Source organism: Pantoea sp. IMH, assembly GCF_000599885.1.
Taxonomy (GTDB): Bacteria; Pseudomonadota; Gammaproteobacteria; order Enterobacterales; family Enterobacteriaceae; genus Erwinia.
This window is the reverse complement of record NZ_JFGT01000005.1, coordinates 532025-552573: the sequence shown is the minus strand read 5'-3', so window position 1 is coordinate 552573 and position 20549 is coordinate 532025. Positions and strand designations below refer to the sequence as shown.

At 55.4% G+C, this 20549-nt stretch carries 19 protein-coding genes; 9 read left to right on the top strand and 10 right to left on the bottom strand.

Annotation, left to right across the window (positions count from 1 at the left end; genetic code table 11):
- Positions 1-15: 15 nt before the first annotated feature.
- On the top strand, positions 16-840 hold the full coding sequence (gene dkgA, locus EA20_RS0110840; RefSeq protein ID WP_024966846.1) for a 2,5-didehydrogluconate reductase DkgA: 825 nt from the start codon (positions 16-18) through the stop codon (positions 838-840).
- Positions 841-1062: 222 nt separating this feature from the next.
- On the opposite strand, the gene ftsP is transcribed toward dkgA, so the two are convergent.
- The 4 genes from ftsP to EA20_RS0110820 all read right to left on the bottom strand — a co-directional run bounded on the left by ftsP (position 1063) and on the right by EA20_RS0110820 (position 6656).
- Entirely contained in the window at positions 1063-2478 is a 1416-nt protein-coding gene (gene ftsP, locus EA20_RS0110835; protein WP_024966845.1) for a cell division protein FtsP, read from the bottom strand.
- Positions 2479-2575: 97 nt separating this feature from the next.
- Positions 2576-3313 carry a 1-acylglycerol-3-phosphate O-acyltransferase gene (locus EA20_RS0110830; RefSeq protein WP_024966844.1) on the bottom strand — a complete coding sequence of 246 codons (738 nt, stop codon included), beginning with the start codon at positions 3311-3313 and terminating at the stop codon, positions 2576-2578.
- A 147-nt stretch (positions 3314-3460) separates the two neighbouring features.
- Positions 3461-5746 (bottom strand): DNA topoisomerase IV subunit A, encoded by a 2286-nt coding sequence (gene parC / locus EA20_RS0110825; RefSeq protein WP_024966843.1) that lies wholly within the window; start codon positions 5744-5746, stop codon positions 3461-3463.
- Between the two features lie 142 nt (positions 5747-5888).
- Complete coding sequence (locus EA20_RS0110820; RefSeq protein WP_024966842.1) at positions 5889-6656, bottom strand: transporter substrate-binding domain-containing protein; 768 nt, start codon at positions 6654-6656, stop codon at positions 5889-5891.
- Positions 6657-6804: 148 nt separating this feature from the next.
- Here EA20_RS0110820 and EA20_RS0110815 point away from each other — a divergent pair, with 148 nt between their 5' ends.
- The 4 genes from EA20_RS0110815 (at position 6805) to EA20_RS0110800 (ending at position 10447) form a co-directional block, all read left to right on the top strand.
- A complete protein-coding gene (locus EA20_RS0110815; protein WP_024966841.1) occupies positions 6805-7386 on the top strand; it encodes an NAD(P)H-dependent oxidoreductase in 582 nt (193 codons plus the stop codon).
- Positions 7387-7420: 34 nt separating this feature from the next.
- On the top strand, positions 7421-7735 hold the full coding sequence (locus tag EA20_RS0110810; RefSeq protein WP_024966840.1) for a putative quinol monooxygenase: 315 nt from the start codon (positions 7421-7423) through the stop codon (positions 7733-7735).
- Between the two features lie 252 nt (positions 7736-7987).
- Positions 7988-9052 (top strand): mannonate dehydratase, encoded by a 1065-nt coding sequence (uxuA, locus tag EA20_RS0110805; protein ID WP_024966839.1) that lies wholly within the window; start codon positions 7988-7990, stop codon positions 9050-9052.
- 63 nt (positions 9053-9115) lie between these two features.
- Positions 9116-10447, top strand: coding sequence for a gluconate:H+ symporter (locus EA20_RS0110800; protein ID WP_024966838.1), 1332 nt, complete (start codon positions 9116-9118; stop codon positions 10445-10447).
- Positions 10448-10526: 79 nt separating this feature from the next.
- Here the strand turns inward: EA20_RS0110800 and parE are convergent, their stop codons facing one another.
- The 5 genes from parE to nudF are packed head-to-tail and all read right to left on the bottom strand — an operon-like array spanning position 10527 to position 14992.
- On the bottom strand, positions 10527-12422 hold the full coding sequence (parE, locus tag EA20_RS0110795; protein ID WP_024966837.1) for a DNA topoisomerase IV subunit B: 1896 nt from the start codon (positions 12420-12422) through the stop codon (positions 10527-10529).
- 52 nt (positions 12423-12474) lie between these two features.
- On the bottom strand, positions 12475-13056 hold the full coding sequence (gene yqiA, locus EA20_RS0110790; RefSeq protein WP_024966836.1) for an esterase YqiA: 582 nt from the start codon (positions 13054-13056) through the stop codon (positions 12475-12477).
- Positions 13057-13059: 3 nt separating this feature from the next.
- Positions 13060-13887, bottom strand: coding sequence for a 3',5'-cyclic-AMP phosphodiesterase (gene cpdA / locus EA20_RS0110785; RefSeq protein ID WP_024966835.1), 828 nt, complete (start codon positions 13885-13887; stop codon positions 13060-13062).
- Between the two features lie 47 nt (positions 13888-13934).
- Positions 13935-14360, bottom strand: coding sequence for a DUF1249 family protein (locus tag EA20_RS0110780; RefSeq protein WP_024966834.1), 426 nt, complete (start codon positions 14358-14360; stop codon positions 13935-13937).
- Entirely contained in the window at positions 14357-14992 is a 636-nt protein-coding gene (gene nudF / locus EA20_RS0110775; RefSeq protein ID WP_024966833.1) for an ADP-ribose diphosphatase, read from the bottom strand. Before nudF ends, EA20_RS0110780 begins: the two co-directional genes overlap by 4 nt.
- A 213-nt stretch (positions 14993-15205) precedes the next feature.
- On the opposite strand from nudF, the gene tolC reads away from it, so the two are divergent.
- The 3 genes from tolC (at position 15206) to EA20_RS0110760 (ending at position 18683) form a co-directional block, all read left to right on the top strand.
- The gene (tolC, locus tag EA20_RS0110770) at positions 15206-16690 is read left to right on the top strand and encodes an outer membrane channel protein TolC (protein ID WP_024966832.1); all 1485 of its coding nucleotides are present in this window, start codon (positions 15206-15208) and stop codon (positions 16688-16690) included.
- Positions 16691-16841: 151 nt separating this feature from the next.
- Positions 16842-17516: a DUF1190 family protein gene (locus EA20_RS0110765; RefSeq protein ID WP_024966831.1), complete on the top strand. Its 675-nt coding sequence runs from the start codon at positions 16842-16844 to the stop codon at positions 17514-17516.
- A 6-nt stretch (positions 17517-17522) separates the two neighbouring features.
- Positions 17523-18683 (top strand): glutathionylspermidine synthase family protein, encoded by a 1161-nt coding sequence (locus EA20_RS0110760; RefSeq protein WP_024966830.1) that lies wholly within the window; start codon positions 17523-17525, stop codon positions 18681-18683.
- Positions 18684-18758: 75 nt separating this feature from the next.
- Here the strand turns inward: EA20_RS0110760 and ygiD are convergent, their stop codons facing one another.
- Positions 18759-19544: a 4,5-DOPA dioxygenase extradiol gene (ygiD, locus tag EA20_RS0110755; protein WP_024966829.1), complete on the bottom strand. Its 786-nt coding sequence runs from the start codon at positions 19542-19544 to the stop codon at positions 18759-18761.
- Between the two features lie 190 nt (positions 19545-19734).
- On the opposite strand from ygiD, the gene zupT reads away from it, so the two are divergent.
- Positions 19735-20502 carry a zinc transporter ZupT gene (zupT, locus tag EA20_RS0110750; protein ID WP_024966828.1) on the top strand — a complete coding sequence of 256 codons (768 nt, stop codon included), beginning with the start codon at positions 19735-19737 and terminating at the stop codon, positions 20500-20502.
- Positions 20503-20549: the final 47 nt, after the last annotated feature.

The window sequence follows — 20549 nt, the reverse complement described above, 5'->3', positions numbered from 1 at the left end:
TGCACAGGAGATAACATGGCAGACCAACCTTTAATTAAACTCCACGACGGCAATATGATGCCGCAACTCGGTCTTGGCGTCTGGCAGGCCAGCATCGAAGAAGCCCGCAACGCCGCCGTTAAGGCGCTGAACGTGGGCTATCGCTCCATTGATACCGCCGCGATCTACAAGAACGAAGAGGGTATCGGCCAGGCGTTACAGGAAACGGACGTGCCCCGTGACGACATCTTTGTCACCACCAAACTGTGGAATGACGATCAGCTGAACGCAGAGCAGGCGATGGAAACCAGCCTGAAAAAACTCCAGCTGGAAAGTGTGGATCTCTATCTGATGCACTGGCCTTGTCCGGCAAAAGATAACTACGTCGACGCATGGAAGGCGATGATTGAATTACAGAAGCAGGGACTGACCAAAAGTATCGGCGTCTGTAACTTCCAGGAAAACCATCTGAAGCGCCTGCTGGATGAGACGGGCGTCAGCCCGGTTATTAACCAGATCGAACTGCATCCGATGCTGCAGCAGCGTACGCTGCACGCCTGGAACGCGATGCATCAGATCCAGACAGAGTCCTGGAGCCCGCTGGCTCAGGGCGGTAAGGGTGTCTTCGACCAGGAAATCATCCGCAACCTGGCGAAAAAGTATGGCAAAACACCGGCGCAGATAGTTATCCGCTGGCATCTGGACAGCGGCCTGGTGGTGATCCCGAAATCGGTCACGCCGTCGCGCATTGAGGAGAACTTCAAGGTGTTTGATTTCCGTCTGGAAAAACCGGAAATCAGCGAGATTGCGTCGCTGGATAAAGGTAATCGTCTGGGACCAAATCCGGATGAATTGAACTAAGTTCAGCCTTTGTGCGGCGTGCGCTTTGTTGATGTGCGCCGCATGACAGCCACATAGCGCCAGGGCGTGTTCTGCTGAGTATGGCGCAGGCAAACTGATTGCTGCGCCCGTGCGCTTTCCAGCGCGCCATTCATCGACTGCCTTTTATCACAAATAGCAGGCCCCGCCGGGCATCAGCTTTTTCACTGAGCCACCTTCCCACCACGCCTTACAAGGCAATTTTCAGACGACAGGGTTAACCTGTAGCTGTCCTGCCGTGCCGCGATCGGCCATCTCCAGCATCTGGCTGTAGTAGACAAACGGAAAGTGCTCCGAAGAAGCCTGGGTGAAAGAGACAAACAGCTCCACGCTGCCGTCCACCCAGACGGTATCCTTCCAGCCACGATCTTCCGCCATTGGCTGCGCGCCGTTGACGTTTTTAATCAGAAACATCACGCCCTGAATATGAAACGCCTGTGGCAGATCGGCATGAATAATCCAGCGCTCAAAGGTGCCTTCCTGCGCCGTAACGTCAATGCGCTGCATATCCCACAGCGCGCCGTTAATGCCCGGCAGCGTATCGCCCAGCGTGAATTCACGCGTGCGGCTGACGCTGCCTTCAATCATCTGATCCGCCAGCAGCCGCATCGGCAGATTATCGGTGACCAGCGGCAGCAGGCCGGTCGGGCGCAGTGTAAGGATTAAGGTGGAAGTAAGAATCGTGGAAGGTTCAAACAGCCCGCGCAGGCGATCGACGATGCCAGCCGCAGAACCAGCGGTAATGGAAACTTCATTTCCTTCACTCATATCTATCAGCACCTCACGCCGTTCGCCTGGTGCCAGTGAAAGCTGCTGCACGGCCACCGGCGCAGGCAGGAAGCCCTGATCGCTGGCGATAACGTTAAACGGACGGCCATCGCTCAGCTGTAGCTGATAGCGACGGGCGTTAGAGGCGTTAAGCAGCCGCAGTCGTACCCAGCCGCGCGAGACTTCAAGATAGGGATTCTGAACGCCGTTAACCAGCAGCGTGTCACCGACAAAGCCGCCGTTAGAGGGGGGAGAATATTCCGGGGTGCCGAAGTTATCCAGCCTTTTATCCTGAATAATCAGCGGGAAATCATCCACGCCATAGTGGTTTGGGATCGGCAGTGACTTACTGACCTCATCCTCCACCAGCCACAGTCCGGCCAGGCCGTTATAAACATGCGGCGCCATGCGGTTGGGCGTATTGGCGTGATACCAGCAGGTTGCCGCCGCCTGGCGTATCGGCAGCACGGGTGCCCAGTCAACGCCCGGAGACATCATCCTGGGCGCGCCGCCCGCGAGCGCACCGGGGAGCTGTAAACCGCTGACGGTCATCGCCACGGGTTCGTTCAGCCGGTTGGTATAGATCAGTTTGACGTCGTCTCCGCTCCAGACGCGGACCGTCGGCCCGAGGTAGAGGCCATTAATGCCCCAGACCTGCGCTTTGCTGCCGTTCTCAAATGACCAGTGGCTGCGCTGTAGCGTCAGGAAAATTGGCTGTCCCCGGCGGGATTCGATCAGTGGCGGAACCGGTAAAGCGTTACCCGCGCCAGCGGCATGCGCATTAGCCGGCAGCATACCGGCGCAAAGCGCTGCGCCCGAGGCCTGAATAAACTGACGTCGACTGAAGGACATAAAAACTCCGTAACCCAAAAAAGCAGCCCTGAACGGGCCGCTATCTATTTATTATGATTCTGGTTATTGCTGTGTGACTTCACTGACTACTTCTACATTATACCCGGCCGCTGGCTTCCCGCTCCGCCACTTCGGCATCCAGTTCATCCAGCTTGGCCATCATCAGCTCGCGGCAATGGGTCGCCAGCTTGCGGACCGACTGGTCGGCAAAGTCCGCCGGCTCAATCGGCGGCAGCATCTCGACGATCACCAGCCCGTTGTTCAGGCGGTTAAGTTTGATTTTATCGTGCGTGGTCGAGACAACGATAGGAATAATCGGCACCCCGGCCGCCATCGCCGCATGGAAAGCGCCCGTTTTAAAAGGCAGCAGTCCGCGTCCACGGCTGCGCGTCCCTTCCGGGAACATCCAGAAAGAGATACGCTTTTTCTTAAATTGTTCCACCAGCTGACCGATCGTATCGTGCGCCCGGGCGCGGTTATCGCGATCGATAAGCAGGTTGCCGGTCAGCCAGTAAAGCAGGCCGAAAAACGGCACCCACAGCAGCGTTTTTTTCCCCACCGTCACCGTGGACGGCTGGACGATTTTCGCAGCCGTAATCATATCGTAGTTGTTCTGGTGGTTAGCGATATAGATGGCATTCGGATAGTTATCCGCGCCTTCCGGCCTGCGCAGCTCCACCTTCAGACCAAAGACGCCCGACAGGCGGCCAAAAAGATGGCCAAAGGTGGCAACATGGCGGGGGTTGCGCGGGCTGAACAGGCAATAAATGCAGCCAAAAACACAAACCAGTATCGAATAGATAATCACTACGATGATACGTAAAATTGAGAGCATCACTTCCTCACTATCACTTCCGTGGCCCGGCCCTGCTGGCGCTCAGCAGCGCTGGCTGAGCGGCGGGCCTGCCGTAAAAATTCAGGCTGTATTACGCCGTGCTTTGCACCGGGTCAGTCGCCGTCACCGGTAACTGCCCCAGGCAAATCAGGCTTCGCTGTCCGCTGCGTTGTCGCTGGCAGCAGGGCGGGATGGCGCATCCGTCTCCACGCGATCGATGCGCTGAAGGCCACGCGGTAGCAGCGTACCGCGACGTCCCCGTTCGGCACGGAATTTTTGCAGATCGTCCGGCTTCAGCGTCAGCTTGCGTTTGCCCACATAGAGCGTGAGAGAGGTGTCCGGCGCCAGCAGCAGCAGCCACGCCAGTTTATCTTCACCCGAGGCCGCCTGTGCCGAAGGGATAGAGATAATTTTATTCCCTTTCCCCTTCGACAGCTGCGGCAGATCAGCGACCGGGAACAGCAGCATTCTGCCAGCGGCGGTGATCGCCAGCAGCATATCATCGTCATGATGAATGGCGATGGGCGTCATCACTTTGGCATTCTGCGGCAGGCTCAGCAACGCTTTGCCGGCGCGGTTGCGGGAGATCAGATCGCTGAACGTACAGACAAAGCCGTAGCCGGCATCCGATGCCATCAGCAGTTTCTGCTCCTCCTGCTCCATGACCACCTGTTCCATAACCGCGCCCGGCGGCGGCGTCAGTTTGCCGGTCAGCGGCTCGCCCTGCCCGCGAGCGGAAGGCAGCGTGACCGGATCGAGCGCATAGCTGCGGCCCGTGGAGTCGATAAAGACCACCGGCTGATTGCTTTTACCCCGTGCGGCCGCACGATAGCTGTCCCCCGCTTTATAACTCAGCCCGCCCGGATCGATGTCATGACCTTTGGCGCTGCGCACCCAGCCCATCTGTGACAGCACGATGGTGACCGGCTCTGAAGGTACCAGCTCGCTTTCGCTGATCGCTTTCGCCTCTTCGCGCTCACGCAGCGGCGAACGGCGATCGTCCCCGTAGGTGTCGCTGTCTGCCTGGAGCTCTTTCTTCAGCAGGGTGTTCATTTTGCGTTCGGAAGCCAGAATGCCCTGCAGACGATCGCGCTCCTGCGTCAGTTCATCCTGCTCACCGCGGATCTTCATCTCTTCCAGCTTGGCAAGATGACGCAGTTTCAGCTCCAGGATCGCTTCAGCCTGGGTTTCACTGATATCAAAGCGTGACATAAGCACCGGCTTCGGCTCATCTTCGGTGCGGATAATATGGATCACATCGTCGATATTCAGGAAGGCCACCAGCAAACCTTCGAGAATGTGCAGACGCTTCAGCACCTTCTCCAGCCGGTAGTTCAGGCGCCGACGCACGGTGTCACGCCGGTAGACCAGCCACTCACTGATGATTTCGAGCAGGTTTTTCACCGCCGGGCGGTTATCCAGCCCGATCATGTTCATATTGATGCGGTAGCTTTTTTCCAGGTCGGTGGTGGCAAACAGATGATTCATCACCTGTTCCATATCCACGCGATTGGATCGCGGCACAATCACCAGGCGGGTCGGATTTTCGTGGTTCGACTCGTCGCGAAGATCTTCCACCATCGGCAGTTTTTTATTGCGCATCTGCGCGGCAATCTGCTCCAGTACGCGCGCGCCGGAAACCTGATGCGGCAGCGCGGTGATCACCACGTCGCCATCCTCTTTTTTCCAGACGGCGCGCATACGTACCGAACCGCGTCCGGTCTGGTAGATTTTACGGATATCATTGCGCGGGGTGATGATCTCAGCTTCGGTCGGATAATCCGGCCCCTGAACCAGTTCAAGAAGATCTTCAATGGTCGCTTTCGGCGAGTCGATCAGCTTGATCGCCGCCTGGGCCACTTCCCGCAGGTTATGCGGCGGGATATCCGTCGCCATCCCAACGGCGATGCCGGTGGTGCCGTTCAGCAAGATGTTCGGCAGCCGTGCAGGCAGCATCTTCGGCTCCTGAAGGGTGCCGTCGAAGTTGGGTATATAGTCGACCGTGCCCTGCCCCAGCTCGCCTAACAGCAGCTCGGCATATTTGGACAGGCGTGATTCGGTATAACGCATGGCAGCGAAGGATTTAGGATCGTCCGGCGCGCCCCAGTTTCCCTGACCGTCAACCAGCGGGTAGCGGTAGGAGAATGGCTGCGCCATCAGCACCATCGCTTCATAACAGGCGCTGTCACCATGCGGGTGGTATTTACCCAGCACGTCACCGACGGTACGGGCAGACTTTTTGAATTTGGCGCTGTTATTCAGCCCCAGTTCCGACATCGCGTAGACAATACGGCGCTGTACCGGCTTCAGGCCGTCGCCAATATAGGGAAGCGCCCTGTCCATGATGACGTACATGGAATAGTTGAGGTACGCATTTTCGGTAAATTTATGCAGGGCGAGACGTTCTGCGCCATCCTGCGTCAGGTCACTCATTCGTCGTTTTTCCTCACATCGCGGCGCACCAGGCACGCCGCATCGGGGTCGTTTGGCGAGGATAGTACCTTATCCGCACCGGGTCTGTCACAGGTATCCGTGGGTTGGCTGCATTCAGACCCGGGAAAGAATATTCGCCTTGCTACCTGGTCGTTCCGAGCCACTGAGCGGCAATTTTCTGATACTCGCCGGTGGCCTTACTGAGGTGCAGCCACTGGTCCACATAGAACTTCCAGCTGATATCATCACGCGGCAGCATATAGGCCTTCTCACCGTATTGCATGGGCTGCTGAGGATTGATCGCGCAGAGCTCGGGATAGCGTTTCTGCTGGAACAGCGCCTCCGATGCATCGGTGATCATGACGTCAGCTTTTTTATCCACCAACTGCTGAAAGATGGTGACGTTATCATGAAAGAGCGTCAGGGTTGCCTGAGGTAAATGGCTGTGGACAAAGGCCTCGTTAGTACCACCAGCCGGTTCAATCAGCCTGACCTCCGGACGGTTAAGCTGAGCGATCGTCCGGTACTTTTTCTTGTCGGCGCAGCGCACCAGCGGGATTTTGCCATCCGTTCCCAGCGGCGTGGCAAACCAGGCGGTCTGCTGCCGTTTCAGCGTGACCGAGACGCCACCCAGGGCGATATCACACTGCTTACTGAGAAAGTCGGGGGTCAGGGTTTTCCATGTTGTCGGCACCCATTTTACTTTCGCATTCAGGCTTTGTGCCAGCGACTGCGCCATCGCCACGTCAATCCCTTCATATTCTCCATCTGCACGAAGAAAGGTGTAGGGCTTATAGTCGCCAGTGGTGCATACCATCAGGGTCTTACTTTGCATAACACGGTCAAGGTGCGACTGGGCGCTTGCGCCGCCCGCCATCAGCAGCAGTGCGGTAATAGCCGTTTTTATCATTCTGTCTGTCTCTTCTGAGGTAAGAAAAAGAAGTGTTGCGCCACTATTATTGCTTTAAACGCAAAAGTGTTGTGATCAAATGCACATTTTTTTCCCCGGCCGTCGCGCGTAAACTGCCCGCAATATCATGAACGGGAGAGTTAAACACATGAGCAAAATTTTGATCCTTGATGCCGGTAAAGCCTTTGCACACTCTAAAGGCGAACTGAATCATACCCTGGCGAACGTGGCAGCGTCTTTTCTGCGCGATGCGGGCCACGACGTGGATGTCACTGTGGTAGATGACGGTTATGACGTCAAAGAAGAAGTCGCGAAATTTGCCCAGGCCGACACGGTAATTTATCAGATGCCGGGCTGGTGGATGGGTGAGCCCTGGATCCTGAAAAAGTATATTGATGAAGTCTTTACGGAAGGCCACGGCACGCTCTATGCCAGCGACGGTCGTACCCGCTCAGACGCCGCGAAGAAGTATGGTTCGGGCGGCCTGTTACAGGGCAAAACCTATATGCTTTCCCTGACCTGGAACGCGCCGCTGGAAGCCTTTACCGATCCGGAGCAGTTTTTTGAAGGCGTGGGCGTGGATGGTCTTTATCTCCACTTTCATAAGGCCAATCAGTTCCTGGGCATGACCGGTTTACCGACATTTATCTGCAACGATGTGATCAAACAGCCGGACATCGCGAACGATATTAGCCGCTATCGGACTCATCTGAGCCAGATCTTTGCTTAACTTACCGGGTGAGATCCCCCACTGAGGAACACCTATGCTTACCGTACTCGCTGAAATCTGCGTCAAGCCGGGCCGCCGTAAGGCGGTGCTGGCGGCGATTGAAACGCTGACGCCTACCGTGCTCCAGGAAGAAGGCTGCGGCAGCTATCAGGCGCTGGTGGACCATCAGGCACAGATTCCCTGGAAGCAGAACTCACCTGACTCCATTTTTATGGTGGAACACTGGGAGTCGCTGCGCCATCTTGAGCGGCACCAGCAGGCTGACCATATGGAACGTCACCGCTCCGCGATTAAAGAAGATGTCGTGGAGGTGAAGATCTTTATTCTGGAGCAGCCAAAAGCGCATTAAGTGTTTCTATGGGTGGTGCGGTTGCCGCCCTTTTTCCTTTTGCCCCTCCCCGCTCAGTCAGCTCCGCCAGCAGAGTCAGCCAGTCGTCAGCAAGTTATTCCATCAGCCAGCCCGTCACTCAGTCCGTTAGTCTTCCCGCCGGGTTACCCCTTCTTTTTGTGATAAAGATCAACCCATGCTATCAACCCTGGCGACAGGTTTGATACTAGTATGGTACTCATAGTGTCGCACTTCATTCTAAAGGGAACTCATATGCAATTTACTATGCGCTGGTTCGGGCCAGACGAAGACAAAATTCCACTGGAGCACATGAAACAGGTCCCCGGTGTGGAAGGTGTGGTTGGCGCGCTCTATGACGTGCCGGTCGGCGAAACCTGGCCAGAAGATAAAATCAAAAACCTGATCGGCCAGGCCCAGGCTGCTGGCCTGAAGATGGAGGTCATCGAAAGCGTTAATATTCACGATGACATCAAAATCGGTTCACCCAGCCGCGATCGCTATATTGCTAACTACCAGCAGACCATTCGCAATCTGGCGAAGCACGGTATTAAAGTCATCTGCTATAACTTCATGCCGGTTTTTGACTGGATGAAAACCGATATGAATTACGTTCTGCCGGACGGCTCACTGACCATGGCCTTTGAGAAAAAAGGGGTTGATAAGCCGCTGGAAGAAGTCGTGAAAGAGGTGCTGGATAATTCTAACGGCTTTGCGCTGCCAGGCTGGGAGCCAGAGCGTCTGGCGAAAGTACAGGAACTGTTCGGACGGTATAAAGACGTTGATGAAACGAAGCTGCGTGAGAATTTGAAATATTTTCTGCAGCAGATTGTTCCGGTGTGCGAAGAGGTTGGCGTTAAAATGGCGATCCATCCCGACGATCCGCCTTATTCTATTTTCGGCCTGCCGCGCATTGTAAAAAACCGCGAGGATCTGGACTGGATCTGCAACGCAGTTGATTCTGAAGCAAACGGTATTACGCTCTGCACCGGCTCTATCGCTGAAGATCCGGCAAATAACGTCTGTGATATTCTGGCTGAATTTACCCGTCGCAAGCGCATTCCTTTTGCGCATGTGCGGAATATCAAATTAATTCAGGATAAGGATTTCTACGAGTGCGCTCATCCGTCTCAGTACGGATCGCTGGATATGTATCAGGTGATGAAAGCGCTCTACGATAACGGCTTTGATGGCTACATCCGTCCCGATCATGGTCGCTTTATCTGGGGCGAAACCGGACGTCCTGGCTACGGACTTTATGACCGTGCCTTAGGCGTGACCTATCTGCTCGGCCTGTGGGAAGCGTTACAAAAGAGATAATTCATTAAGACAAACATGGGCCGCCATGTTTGTCTTTTTTTATTATAAAAAACCGGAAAGATTATGGACACTTTTCTTGCGCTTTTATGGGTAATTATTGGGATAGGAATTCTTGTCGTACTCAATCTGAAATTCAAATTCCATAATATATTTTCCTTACTTATTGCGGGAATATTTATCGCAATAATGGAAGGTATCCCCATTAATAAAATTGTCACTCTTGTCCAGCAGGGGCTGGGCAGTATTATGGGGCACCTGGCGTTAATCATCATATTCGGTGCCATTATTGGTAAATTTATGACCGAGTCGGGCGCCAGTCAGCAAATTGCCGACACCGTGATCCGGAAATGCGGAACCCGCTTTCTCTCCTTGGGGTTAATGTTTATCGGCGTGATATTCGGCATCGCCATGTTTTATGAAGTTGCCTTTCTTATCGCTATGCCGCTAGTCATGAATATCGCTAAAAAAGCGGATATTCCTTATATGAAACTGGTGATCCCGACCGTTGTCGGTGCAACGATGGGCCACAGTCTGTTTCCACCGCAGCCCGGCCCCGTCGCCCTGATTAGCACTTTCGGTGCCGATATCGTTCAGGTTTATCTGTACGGCGCGCTGGTGCTGATCCCTTCGCTGTTCTGTGCCGGGATCTTGTTGCCCCGATTTCTGCCGGGTATTGCCAGCATGCCGCTGAATTCGATGCTTAAACCTGTCGATGAAATTCCCGCCCATAAGCTTCCCTCTTTTTTTACCAGCATCATGATCCCGCTGATACCGGCGGTACTGATGATCGCCTCTTCCATTATTAAACCGGTGATGGGCGTAGATTCTCAGGCAGCCAGGATCTGTGAGTTTCTGGGGAGTGCAGAAATCAGTATGTTGCTGGCTACCCTGGCCGCAATCTGGCTACTGGGCCTTCGCCGGGGCATGACGCCTGACGGCATTACCCACTGCGTCAGCGATGCGATTTCAAAGATTGCGAATGTGCTGTTTGTTATCAGTGCTGGGGGGATTATTAAGCAGGTGATTATCGACGCTGGCGTGGGCGATCATATCGTCAGTGCTATGAGCCACGTCAGCATGTCGCCGTTTATCGTGGCGTGGGTTATTACTGCCGTGATTCGTATTCTTACCGGACAGGGCGCGGTTGCGGCAATTACCTCAGCGGGCATTGTCGCGCCGATGATTGGGGCTTTTAATCTTAATCCCGCGCTGATGGCGCTGGCCGTCGCCTGCGGCAGTAACACCATCACATTAATGTACGATGGCGGTTTTCTGCTGTTTAAAGAAACCTTCGGTATTTCGATGAAAGATACGTTTAAGACCTGGGGGTTGCTGGAGCTGATTAACTCCGTTGTCGGCCTGATGGCTGTAATGGGGCTGAGCTATATCATCTAGCGGCTCCAGAACAGGGCGTAAAAAAATCAGCGGGCCAGTAGCAGGCCAGCTGATTTTTTTTAATGCTGCATAGAAGGTCTTACACTTCGATTTCGGCGGTATCGCCTTTTTCCTGCAGCCAGTTGCGGCGATCTTCCGAGCGTTTTTTCGCCAGCAGCATATCCATGACTGCCAGCGTTTGCTCCACATCGTCATCGTCTACGGTCAGCTGAACCAGACGACGGGTGTTGGGATCGAGCGTCGTTTCACGCAGCTGGAGGGGATTCATCTCGCCCAGCCCTTTAAAGCGCTGCACGTTTGGCTTGCCCTTTTTACGCTTCAGCTGATCGAGGATGCCCGCCTTCTCTTCTTCATCCAGCGCGTAATACACTTCTTTGCCTAAATCGATGCGGTAGAGCGGCGGCATGGCAACGTATACGTGACCATTTTTGACCAGCGTACGGAAATGACGCACAAACAGCGCGCAGAGTAGCGTGGCGATGTGCAGACCATCCGAATCCGCATCCGCGAGGATACAAATCTTACCGTAGCGCAGCTGAGCCATATCTTCACTGTCAGGATCGATGCCGATCGCGACCGAAATATCATGCACTTCCTGTGACGCCAGCACCTCGTCGGAAGAGACTTCCCAGGTGTTCAGGATTTTACCCTTAAGCGGCATAATCGCCTGATATTCACGATCGCGGGCCTGTTTGGCCGAGCCGCCTGCCGAATCCCCTTCCACCAGAAATAGTTCAGTGCGGTTGAGATCCTGAGCGCTACAGTCCGCCAGCTTGCCAGGCAGCGCCGGGCCGCTGGTGAGCTTTTTACGCACCACTTTTTTCGCCGCGCGCATACGCCGCTGGGCGCTGGAAATCGCCAGTTCGGCCAGCTGTTCCGCCGCCTGCACGTTCTGGTTCAGCCAGAGGCTGAAGGCGTCTTTTACCACGCCGGAAACAAACGCCGCGCACTGGCGCGACGAGAGACGCTCTTTCGTCTGGCCGGCAAACTGCGGGTCCTGCATTTTTACTGACAGCACATAAGCGCAGCGATCCCAGATATCCTCTGCCGACAGCTTCACGCCGCGCGGCAGGATATTGCGGTATTCGCAAAACTCACGCATCGCATCCAGCAGGCCCTGACGCAGGCCATTGACGTGGGTACCGCCCTGCATCGTCGGGATCAGGTTGACGTAGCTTTCCGTCAGCAGCTCCCCGCCTTCCGGCAGCCACAGCAGCGCCCAGTCAACCGCTTCCACTTCGCCGGAGAAAGTGCCAACAAACGGCTTCTCCGGCAGCGTCGGCAGGCCGTTGACCGCCTCGCACAGATAGTCGGTCAGGCCATCGGCATAGCACCAGCTCTGCTCGGTGCCGTTGACGTTGTCCTTAAAGATGATTTCCACACCAGGACAGAGTACCGCTTTCGCCTTAAGCAGATGGCTCATGCGGGAAACGGAGAAGCGCGGGCTGTCGAAAAAGGAGCCGTCCGGCCAGAAGTGGACGCTGGTCCCGGTATTACGTTTGCCTACCGTACCCGTGACGCGCAGATCCTCGACCTTGTCCCCGTTTTCAAACGCCATCTCGTAAACCTGCGCGTTACGACGCACGGTCACTTCCACGCGGGTGGAAAGCGCGTTAACCACCGAGATGCCCACGCCGTGGAGGCCGCCGGAGAACTGGTAGTTTTTGTTTGAGAATTTGCCGCCCGCATGGAGGCGACAGAAGATCAGCTCAACCGCGGGCACGCCTTCTTCGGGATGGATATCGACAGGCATTCCGCGTCCGTCGTCAATCACTTCCAGCGACTGATCGGCATGCAGAATCACTTCGACGCGTTTGGCATGGCCCGCCAGCGCTTCATCAACGCTGTTATCGATCACTTCCTGACCGAGATGGTTAGGGCGTGAGGTATCGGTATACATTCCCGGACGACGGCGAACGGGTTCAAGGCCGCTGAGTACCTCAATGGAGTCAGCGTTATAGCTGGATTGAGTCATCGTATAAATCTGATTGGTGGCTAAAATGAATGGCCAGCCTCCGCAGCCTGCTTCAGGTCCCTGACAGGCCCAGGAAGTCGAGGATCGGGGAGAAATGGCGCTCGAATCCGATAAAAGCGTGATTGCCGCCCTCTTCTACCGTCTGCCGGCAGGCGTTGTAATAGCCCTGGGCCTGACGGTAATCGAGCACTTCATCACCCGTTTGCTGGATCAGCCAGATCAGATCGGGCGATTCTAACGGGTCAATCTGCATCACTTTCAGATCGTAAATGTGCCGAGACTCTAACACATATTGCTGACCGGTGTATGGGTTCTCGTTGTCACCCAGATAATCGGTCAGCAGCTCAAATGGCCTGACGGCGGGATTCACCACCACGGCGGGCAGCATAAAACACTGGGAGAGCCAGGTGGCGTAGTAACCGCCCAGCGAAGAGCCAACGATACCCAGCGGTTCTCCGGAGGTGGACATCACAATCTCTTCAAGCAGCGAGGCGGTTTCGGCGGGCCAGGCAGGGAGCTGCGGCACCAGAAAACGAATGCCGGGGTGGTTGACCGCCAGCCACTGACCAAACTGGGTCGCCTTGGCTGAACGGGGCGAACTGTTGAAGCCGTGCAGATAAAGCAGCGTCGCCATCGATCAATATCCTTCTGAATCCAGATCGGGACTGAAAGCCCGCGTCGTCAGGCGCCCGACTTCCGTTTCCAGCCGTCCATCCTCGTACAAATCCAGCCAGCGCCAGCCGGGCGTTTCAGAATCAATGGTAAAACTGGTGCAGTGCGGCTTGAACTGGACGCAGGTTGAGGGCGTTGCCAGCACGCGGCGGCCGTTCCAGCTGAGATCGAGATCCTGATGAATATGTCCACAAATCAGCGTGGTGGCCAGCGGATAGCGCTGCAAAACGGCTTCAAGCATATGCGAGTTGCGCAAGCTGTGCTGATCGAGCCAGGTGCAGCCGGAAGGCAAAGGATGATGATGTAGCAGCACCAGCGTGTGCCGCTCCGGGTAAATGGCCAGGGTTTTATCCAGCCACTCAAGCTGAAATTCACTCAGCTCCCCAAAGGGAACGCCGAAAACCTGACTGTCCAGCAGCACGATTTGCCAGCGGTCGCCCACCAGAACATGTTTCTCATCCGCTATTTTCGCCTCGGCGAGGGCGCTGAACATGGTCGGCTGGAAATCATGATTGCCCGGCAGCCAGACGCAGGGTGCCGACAGGCGAGCTATGCCCTCAGCAAAATGCTGATAGGCCTCTACCGTATGATCCTGGGCAAGATCGCCGGTGGCGACGATCAGATCATAGTGACGGCGGCTGGCGGCTATCGCTTCCAGCACGGCATCAAAGCTGGCCCAGGTTTTCACCCCCAGTAGCGTCTCATCTTTACCGGCAAAAAGGTGGGTGTCCGTAATCTGTAAAATCCTGACCTTCGACCCACTCGCGACAGGAAGTTTCAACAGGCTATCCAATCAAAGTCCTTAGGGTTAACGCCATCTCAACACATATTGTCGGGCGCTCAACAGACGGGAACGGCCATAGCGCCGTGCGCTAAACAGTAGCGCAGCCAGTCTGCCAGAAACTGGTTAATCTGATGCTTTTCATCACGCTGATGAAGTTTTTTATTCGGGTAATCATAGCGCGCTTTGAAACGAAAGATCTGTTGAGTTGAACACACTTCCGCCACCATCGCATCATGGTAAAGTCTGACGGACATCGCAGGCAGACTCCAGTAACTGACGGCCGGGGCAGTCTGCCGGATCTCGACCAGCGTCGTGTAGCGCGTAGACTCTTCAATGGTGACTTTGTAGCTGGCGCCATTGACCTGATACGTCACTGACTCTCCCGCCCGATCTTCTTTGGGCAGCAGGCGACGCAGCTGGGCGAAATTGGTTTCGCAGATCCGCATCATTTCCGGAAAATCAGGTACGTAGCGCTTAGTCATTCGGGTTTCCACTCTTCTCGTAGCTTTTCATGATGCAGCTCGAGCCATTGCAGCGCAATGACCGAAGCCGCGTTGTCGATTTTTCCCTCTTCCACCCACTGGTAAGCCTGTTCCCGGCTCACCACATGGACGAGAATATCCTCATTCTCTTCCTCCAGACCGTGGTTTCCCTGCGCCACGCGGGCATCCACTTCTCCTACCAGAATGGCCAGCCTTTCGCTGGTCCCACCCGGACTGGCCAGGTAGTTCATTACTGGTTTCACACGTCCCGGCACAATGCCGGCTTCCTCTACCGCTTCACGCCGGACCACATCCTCCGGCGATTCGCCGGGCTCGATAATCCCGGCAACCAATTCTAACAGCCAGGGGGTCGGGCTGCTGTCAAAAGCGGGTATACGGATTTGCTCAATCAGCACCACTTCATCATTAACCGGGTCATAAGGTAGCAGCACCGCGGCATGTCCGCGCTCGAAAACCTCCCTGACAACTTCACCGCTCATTTCACCATTAAATAACCGATGCCGGAAACGGTAACGGGTGAGTGAAAAAAAACCGCTATAAAGTGACTCTCGTGCAATAATTTCTACATCGTTTTTGGTGAAAGTCACTGGATATTGTTTCGCGCCTTCCATAAGAAACCTCGCTGGGGGTGATGGTGGCGAAAACGGAAAAGGCAATCCCGAATCCGCTGAGAGTCTGGTTCTTGATGAATTTTTTACGTAAATTAAGGCTACATGGCACTTTCAGCCACCTTATCTTTTCCGCCTGGTCTGTTAGAATCGGCCATTATTTTTGGCTTACGTCAGCGCTACCATAGCAATTTTGCTGCACTACAAGGAATGCAAATGAAGAAACTGCTCCCTTTACTTATCGGCCTGAGCCTGGGCGGCTTCAGTGTCGGCAGTCAGGCAGAGAACCTGGTGCAAATTTACCAGCAGGCCCGGTTATCAAATCCAGATTTACGCAGTTCTGCAGCCGATCGCGATGCCGCGTTTGAGAAAATCAATGAATCCCGTAGCCCGTTGCTGCCGCAGCTCGGCCTTGGCGCTGATTATACCTATAACAACGGTTATCGTGACAGCAGTGGTCTGAATTCCAACACTACCAGCGGCTCGCTCCAGCTGACCCAGACGATCTTTGATATGTCTAAATGGCGCGCGCTGACGTTACAGGAAAAAACCGCCGGTATTCAGGACGTCACCTATCAATCCGCGCAGCAGACGCTGATCCTGAATACGGCTACCGCCTATTTTAACGTGCTGAACGCCATCGATACGCTCTCCTTCATTGAAGCGCAGAAGCAGTCTATTTATCGTCAGCTCGATCAAACCACCCAGCGCTTTAACGTTGGCCTGGTCGCCATCACCGATGTGCAGAACGCCCGTGCGCAGTACGACAACGTGCTGGCAAATGAAGTCGCCGCGCGCAATAACCTGGATAACAACGTGGAGACGCTACGCCAGGTGACCGGGCATTACTACCCAAGTCTGGCCTCGCTGAACGTTGATCGTTTTGAAACGACACGACCAAAACCGGTCAACGATCTGCTGAAAGAAGCGGAAAGCCGTAATCTGGACCTGCTCTCCGCGCGCCTTTCTCAGGATCTGGCCCGCGAGCAGATTCGCTACTATGAAACAGGCCATATGCCTACGGTGGATCTGAAAGCGTCGACCGGGATGTCTAACAATAAGTACAGTGGCAGCCGCGCCAATCAGTCCACCGGCAGCAGCGACAACATCACCGGCAACAGCCAGGTCGGCCTGAGCTTCTCGCTGCCGCTGTACAGCGGCGGTTCGGTGACGTCACAGGTTAAGCAGGCCCAGTACGCTTACGTCTCCGCCAGCGAGCAGTTGGAAAGCGCTCACCGTACCGCGGTGCGCACCGTTCGCTCATCGTTCAACAACGTGAATGCTTCTATCAGCAGTATCAATGCCTACAAGCAGGCTGTGGTCTCTGCGCAGAGTTCTCTGGACGCGATGGAAGCAGGTTATCAGGTCGGTACGCGCACCATCGTCGATGTGCTGGATGCGACCACCACGCTGTTTAACGCCAGGCAGCAGCTTTCCGATGCCCGCTACAACTACATGATTAACGAACTGAATATTAAATCGGCTCTGGGTACGCTGAACGAGCAGGATTTGATCGCGCTGAACAACCGACTCGGTAAGGAGATCCCAACATCACCTGAAGCGGTGGCGCCTGAGACGCCTGAACAGAACGCTTCCGTGGACAATGCACAGAGAGTATCCGCCCCGGCGGAGGCTCGCGCCACGCCAGCGACTGAAAGCCGTGCCCCTGCGCGTGCCGGACAAAATCCCTTCGCGAATTAAGGGCCGGGGGCAGCGCAGGCTGCCCCTTCACAAACCTGGGTATATTCAGGTAAAGATCCCCTCGCCAGCCCCCGCATCGCTTCATTTTTCATCGGCATTCCCCTATGCTATGTCATAATTCGTCATAACTCAGAGCCCAGGACCGAACGCGATGAAACGGACCAGACAGATTAATCATGCCTCTTTTCGTAAGAACTGGAGCGCACGCCATCTCACTCCGGTAGCCCTCGCGGTCACGGCGGTATTTATGCTTGCCGGATGCGAGAAAACCGACGAGACCATTTCGCTTTATCAGAATGCGGATGACTGCAGCAGTGCCAACCCAGGCAAGAGCGAGCAGTGCACCACCGCCTATAACAATGCGCAGAAAGAAGCGGTTAAAACGGCGCCTAAATACGCCACCCGCGAAGACTGCGTGGCAGAGTTTGGTGAAGGTCAGTGCCAGCAGGCGCCTGCTCAGGCTGGCGTTGGTGCTACTAATAATAATGCTGAAGCTCAGCAGAGCGGCAGCTTCTGGATGCCGCTAATGGCGGGCTATATGATGGGCCGTATGATGGGTGGCGGCGCGGGCTTTGCTCAGCAGCCCCTCTTCACCTCGCGCGCGCCAGGCAGCCCGGCTAACGGAAAATTCGTCGATGCGAGTGGCAAAAGCTTCGGCAACGCCACACCTGGCCGCACCATGACCGTGCCGAAAACGGCGCTGGCGCCAAAACCGGCGACCACCAGCACGGTAACCCGCGGCGGCTTTGGTGAAAGCGTGGCCAAACAGACCAGCATGCAGCGCAGCAGCGCGGCATCCGGTTCCAGCCGCTCCTACGGGGGCTGACGGGTAATGAAGCGACTCCCAATAGCTGAACGCCCGGACTGGCAGGCTAAGGCAACCGAGTACGGTTTCCGCTTTCATACCATGCACGGCGAGCCTTACTGGTGCGAAGACGCCTATTACCAGTTTACGCTCCAGCAGGTCGAAACCCTGGAAGACGTCACCAGTGAACTGCACCAGATGTGCTTACAGGTAGTGGAAAAAGTGGTCAACAGTGAAGCGCTGCTGACTAAATTCCGTATTCCCAAACATACCTGGGACTTCGTGCGCAACTCCTGGAAAACCAGCCAGCCGTCGCTCTATTCACGTCTGGATCTGGCCTGGGATGGTTATGGCGATGCCAAGCTGCTGGAAAATAATGCGGATACACCAACTTCCCTGTACGAAGCCGCCTTTTTTCAGTGGATCTGGCTGGAGGATCAGCTGAAGGCTGGTCACCTGCCCACCAACAGCGATCAGTTCAACAGCCTTCAGGAAAAGCTGATTGAGCGTTTTGCCACGCTGCATCAGCAGCACGGCTTCAGCTGGATACATTTCGCCTGCTGCCGTGATACCGATGAGGATCGCGGTACGGTGCAGTATCTGCAGGATTGCGCGACCGAAGCGGGCCTTCCCAGCGAATTCCTGTTTATAGACGAGATTGGGCTGGGTGAACGCGGCCAGTTCACGGACGTCCACGACCAGGTGATTAGCAACCTGTTTAAGCTCTATCCCTGGGAGTTTATGCTGCGGGAAATCTTCTCCACCAAGCTGGAAGATGCTGGCGTACGCTGGCTGGAGCCGGCCTGGAAAAGCATCATCTCTAATAAAGCCGTGCTGCCGATGCTGTGGGAGATGTTCCCTAATCATCCTAATCTGCTGCCCGCCTGGTTTGCAGAAGATGATGTGCCACCGATGGATAAATATGTGGTTAAGCCGCTGTTTTCACGGGAAGGGGCGAATATCCGCATCCTTGAAAATGGTCAGGAAATTGCCCGTGTTGATGGCCCTTATGGTGAAGAAGGCACGATCGTGCAGCAGTTTCATCCGCTGCCCAAATTTGGCGACAGCTACACGGTGATCGGTAGCTGGCTGATCGACGATCAGCCTGCCGGTATTGGCCTGCGGGAAGATCGTGCGCTGATCACGCAGGATCTTTCACGCTTCTATCCCCACGCCTTTATTGACTAACCGGCTGGCGGCGCTTACTGCCGCCAGCAGTCTCCCTGTAGCTTTTCTGCATGCGTCACGCGTTTCGCACCTCATTCAGCCAACCTGCACCGACAGCATACTGATGGAACCCATTACCAGACCATCGACCGGCACCGATACCGCTTCATCTTTCCGGCGCGCGCCCAGCACATAAAGTAAAGGCAGGTAATGCTCTGGCGTCGGATTCGACAGCGCTGCGCCCTCATGCTGCATAAAATTGACCAGCGGATGTGCTTCAGCGCGCCCCTGCCATGCCAGATTGTCACGCACATACTGGTTAAAAGAACGGGCCCATGTGTAAGGTTCCGTGTTGCCCTGCCAGCTTATTTTACGCAGGTTATGCACCACGTTACCGCTGGCGACAATCATAATCCCCTGTTCACGAAGCGCCGTAAGTTTACGCCCCAGTGCAAAGTGGTAAGCGGGCGGTTTACGGCTATCCACGCTCAGCTGAACGACCGGAATATCCGCTTCGGGATACATCTTAATCAGCACACCCCATGAGCCATGATCGAAACCCCAGTGCTGATCGAGCCGGACGTCAACTGGCGAAAGCGCTGCCGCTATCTGTCCGGCAAGTTCCGGCGCGCCTGGGGCTGGGTAGCGCGTATCAAACAACGCCTGCGGAAATGCGCCAAAATCATGAATAGTTCGTGGCTGCGCCATCGCCGTTACCGCCGTTTCCGGGCCATACCAGTGCGCGGACACCGCCACAATCGCTTTTGGTCGTGGCAAGGTTTCGCCTAATTTTCGCCAGACGTCGGTAAAAGCATTCTCTTCCAGCACATTCATCGGACTACCGTGGCCCAGAAAAAGCGCTGGCATTAGCGGGTAAGTCATAGCGTACTTCCAGTAATCAGCATCAATAGCCGGAAGAGTACGCGCTTTTAGTGAATGAAGAACCCGGATAAACATGATGGAGATAGTCAGGAAATTTGATGATTTTCCCGACACTTCTTTACGTGACGCGCACAATATTTCTGCTAGATTATAGCAAAGGCTATACTTTTTCTTATTTCAGGAGAGTGTCATGTCCGTGCCGTTGCTACTGACCCTGCTTGCAGGTGGCGCGACCTTTATCGGCGCATTTCTAGGCATTATCGGGCAGAAGCCCTCGAACCGCCTGCTGGCTTTTGCGCTCGGCTTTGCGGCGGGAATTATGCTGCTTATCTCGCTGATGGAAATGCTGCCCGCCGCGCTGCATGCGGAGGGGATGTCTCCCATGCTGGGCTACGGCATGTTTGTCGCGGGTCTGCTGGGCTATTTCGCCCTTGACCGGCTGCTGCCGCATCAGCATCCGCAGGATCTTATGTCTCCCGGCACGTCGCCACGCAATCTTCGCCGTACGGCGATCCTGCTGACGCTCGGTATCAGCCTGCATAACTTCCCGGAAGGTGTGGCGACCTTTGTGACCGCAAGCAGCGATCTGGAGCTGGGTCTCGGCATCGCGCTGGCGGTCGCTATCCATAATATTCCGGAAGGGCTGGCCGTGGCCGGTCCGATGTATGCCGCAACGGGTTCAAAGAGCAAAGCGCTTTTCTGGGCAGGCATCTCAGGGATGGCAGAGATTCTGGGCGGGGTAATGGCATTTCTGGTCCTCGGGCCGCTGGTGTCACCGGTGGTGATGGGCGCAACCATGGCTGCCGTGGCGGGGATTATGGTCGCCCTTTCCGTCGATGAGCTGATGCCGCTGGCGCGCGAAGTCGATCCGCATAACAATCCAAGCTACGGCGTGCTGTGTGGCATGGCGGTAATGGGGCTGAGCCTGACGTTGTTACAGAGTAGCGGCGTCGGCTGAAGCACTAGTGAGGATGCCGGGCGAACGGCTCTGGCAGGATGCCGGGC

What these genes read in the sequence shown, in the direction of transcription:
- dkgA (WP_024966846.1), top strand. Translation starts at nt 16, where the DNA reads ATGGCAGACCAACCTTTAATTAAACTCCACGACGGCAATATGATGCCG.
- ftsP (WP_024966845.1), bottom strand. Translation starts at nt 2,478, where the DNA reads ATGTCCTTCAGTCGACGTCAGTTTATTCAGGCCTCGGGCGCAGCGCTT.
- EA20_RS0110830 (WP_024966844.1), bottom strand. Translation starts at nt 3,313, where the DNA reads ATGCTCTCAATTTTACGTATCATCGTAGTGATTATCTATTCGATACTG.
- parC (WP_024966843.1), bottom strand. Translation starts at nt 5,746, where the DNA reads ATGAGTGACCTGACGCAGGATGGCGCAGAACGTCTCGCCCTGCATAAA.
- EA20_RS0110820 (WP_024966842.1), bottom strand. Translation starts at nt 6,656, where the DNA reads ATGATAAAAACGGCTATTACCGCACTGCTGCTGATGGCGGGCGGCGCA.
- EA20_RS0110815 (WP_024966841.1), top strand. Translation starts at nt 6,805, where the DNA reads ATGAGCAAAATTTTGATCCTTGATGCCGGTAAAGCCTTTGCACACTCT.
- EA20_RS0110810 (WP_024966840.1), top strand. Translation starts at nt 7,421, where the DNA reads ATGCTTACCGTACTCGCTGAAATCTGCGTCAAGCCGGGCCGCCGTAAG.
- uxuA (WP_024966839.1), top strand. Translation starts at nt 7,988, where the DNA reads ATGCAATTTACTATGCGCTGGTTCGGGCCAGACGAAGACAAAATTCCA.
- EA20_RS0110800 (WP_024966838.1), top strand. Translation starts at nt 9,116, where the DNA reads ATGGACACTTTTCTTGCGCTTTTATGGGTAATTATTGGGATAGGAATT.
- parE (WP_024966837.1), bottom strand. Translation starts at nt 12,422, where the DNA reads ATGACTCAATCCAGCTATAACGCTGACTCCATTGAGGTACTCAGCGGC.
- yqiA (WP_024966836.1), bottom strand. Translation starts at nt 13,056, where the DNA reads ATGGCGACGCTGCTTTATCTGCACGGCTTCAACAGTTCGCCCCGTTCA.
- EA20_RS0110780 (WP_024966834.1), bottom strand. Translation starts at nt 14,360, where the DNA reads ATGACTAAGCGCTACGTACCTGATTTTCCGGAAATGATGCGGATCTGC.
- nudF (WP_024966833.1), bottom strand. Translation starts at nt 14,992, where the DNA reads ATGGAAGGCGCGAAACAATATCCAGTGACTTTCACCAAAAACGATGTA.
- tolC (WP_024966832.1), top strand. Translation starts at nt 15,206, where the DNA reads ATGAAGAAACTGCTCCCTTTACTTATCGGCCTGAGCCTGGGCGGCTTC.
- EA20_RS0110765 (WP_024966831.1), top strand. Translation starts at nt 16,842, where the DNA reads ATGAAACGGACCAGACAGATTAATCATGCCTCTTTTCGTAAGAACTGG.
- EA20_RS0110760 (WP_024966830.1), top strand. Translation starts at nt 17,523, where the DNA reads ATGAAGCGACTCCCAATAGCTGAACGCCCGGACTGGCAGGCTAAGGCA.
- ygiD (WP_024966829.1), bottom strand. Translation starts at nt 19,544, where the DNA reads ATGACTTACCCGCTAATGCCAGCGCTTTTTCTGGGCCACGGTAGTCCG.
- zupT (WP_024966828.1), top strand. Translation starts at nt 19,735, where the DNA reads ATGTCCGTGCCGTTGCTACTGACCCTGCTTGCAGGTGGCGCGACCTTT.